Here is a 2,292-nt window from a genome sequence, read left to right on the forward strand (position 1 = left end):
GTATGTCCCGGCGGCGTCACCGAAGGCGACCCGGTTAACCCCGTCCTTGGTGCCAAAGTCTTACCCGGTGAAGTGGATGTCGCGCTGCCCGGTCCCATGCCCTTCGTTATCAGCCGCAGTTATTCCAGTTATCAGACGCCGACGCCTGCGCCGGTGGGACTGTTCGGCCCCGGCTGGAGCCAGGCGGCAGAAGTCAGCCTGCTGGTGAAGGCTGACACACTGATATTCAACGACGACAAAGGCCGCAGTATCACCTTCGACCCGCTCAGTGCCGGTGAACTGACGTACAGCCGCAGCGAGAAGCTGTGGATAGTGCGTGGCGGTGCCGGCGTTCTGGAGGGCGGACAGGCGGACGTGCTGCAGCCGCTGTGGCAGACGCTGACGGAAGATGCACGGCGTCATCCTGAGCTGTACTTTGTGACCAGCGACCCGACGGGACCCTGGTGGATATTCAGCCATGAAGGTGCGGTGCAGCCGGGCCGTCAGCTGTTGCAGATGCAGCGCGACCGCTTCGGACGCACCGTGGTACTGTCGCGGGCGCAGGAAGGTGAATTTGCAGGGCGTATCACCGGCGTCACGGACGGCAGCGGGCGACATTACCGGCTGGAGCTGATACAGGCGATTGCCGGAACGGAGAAAGACAGCGGCGTCCGGCTGGCAGCCGTGTGGCTGACGCGTGATGGCGGGCAGGATGTGCCGGAGCAGCCGCTGGCGCGTTACGGTTACAGCGGTCGTGGCGAGCTGGTCAGCGTGTCTGACCGCAGCGGCACGGAGGTCCGCGCCTTTGCTTACCACCCTGCCCGTGCGGGACTGATGGCCGGGCAGCGGCATACCGGACGCCCGGCGACGGCGTATGACTACGACGATAAAGGCCGGGCGGTACGTCAGATAACCGAAGACGGCCAGGGGCTGGACTATCGCTTTGACTACCAGCCGGACCAGACCCTTGTCACCTGGAGCGACGGCAGGCAACGGACGTATCACACCGAAGGTGAAGGCGGCTTAAAGCGGGTGGTCAGAACCGACCATCCGGACGGCAGCAGCGAACAGAAAAAGTATGACGCCAGCGGGCGACTGACGGCTGTCACTGACCCGCTCGGCAGAAAGACCACGTATGCGCCGGATGTGGTCAGCGGTGACGTCAGCAGTATCAAGGGGCCGGACGGAAAAGAGACCCGTTTTGACTATAACCGCCAGGGCCAGCTTATCGCCACGCTGTACCCGGACGGCACCACCACCCGTAACGACTATGACTCTCTGGGCCGGATAACCGCGCAGACAGCGGCAGGCGGCGGTATCACCCGCTACCGTTATGCCGGAGTCACAGACGACCTGCCGGTGGAAATCGAAGATGCCGCAGGCGGCAAAAAACTACTGCAATGGAGCCATTACGGCCAGCTTGTCAGTTATACCGACTGCAGCGGTTATAAAACCACTTACACGTACGACCTGTGGGGCAACCTGACCGAAATTCGCGGTGAGGAAGGCAGCCACCTGACGCATGAATACGACGCGCGCGGCAACCGTATCAGTACCACCGACGCAGAAGGACGAACCACCCGTTACCGCCACAACCGTGCGGGTGACCTTATCGCGGTGATTTTCCCGGACGGCAGTGAACAGCTTCTGACGCGTGACAAACGCGGGCATCTCACTGAAACCCGCCAGGGCGGGCTGGTACGGGAATACCATTACGACCAGGCCGGGCGGCTCACCGCCATCACCAACGAAAACCGGCGTCCGTACCGGTTCAGCTATGACGACATGGACCGGCTGACGGAGGAGGTGGCGTTTGACGGCAGAACGCAGCGCTGGCGCTATGACGTTGCCGGCCAGCTGATACTGCGCCAGGACGGGGATATCACCCACCATTATCAGTACGATGATGCAGGACAGCTTATCCGGCTGCACAGCACTGACGTGGATGGTGACACCCGGACACAGCACTACCGGTACACTGACGCGGGTCAGACGGCTGAAGTGCGGGACGACACCAGCGGTGTCAGCTGGCGCTATGACGCGGGCGGACGTATCGCTGAAGAAGTGCAGACAGTGTATAACGCCGGTGGCGAAGCCATCTGGCAGCACAACGTCCGCCACCGCTACGACAGGCTGGGTAACGAGCAACAGACGCAATATGGCGCGCTGCCGCAGGCCGGCTGGCAGCGGTACGGCAGCGGGCATCTTATCGGCGTCGGCCTGGGCGGTCATGTGATGGTGGAGCTGACGCGGGACAAACTGCACCGGGAAGCGGAGCGGGTATTCGGCTGTCACAGCGAACAGCGGCGCTAC

At 62.8% G+C, this 2,292-nt stretch carries 1 protein-coding gene; it reads left to right on the forward strand.

Translation table 11 applies throughout. From position 1 onward, the window contains the following. The coding region (locus WB371_RS23605; RefSeq protein ID WP_336222370.1) for a DUF6531 domain-containing protein at positions 1–2,292 on the forward strand (2,292 nt) is incomplete at both ends.

The organism is Citrobacter amalonaticus, from assembly GCF_037053465.1.
GTDB classification, from domain to species: domain Bacteria; phylum Pseudomonadota; class Gammaproteobacteria; order Enterobacterales; family Enterobacteriaceae; genus Citrobacter_A; species Citrobacter_A amalonaticus_H.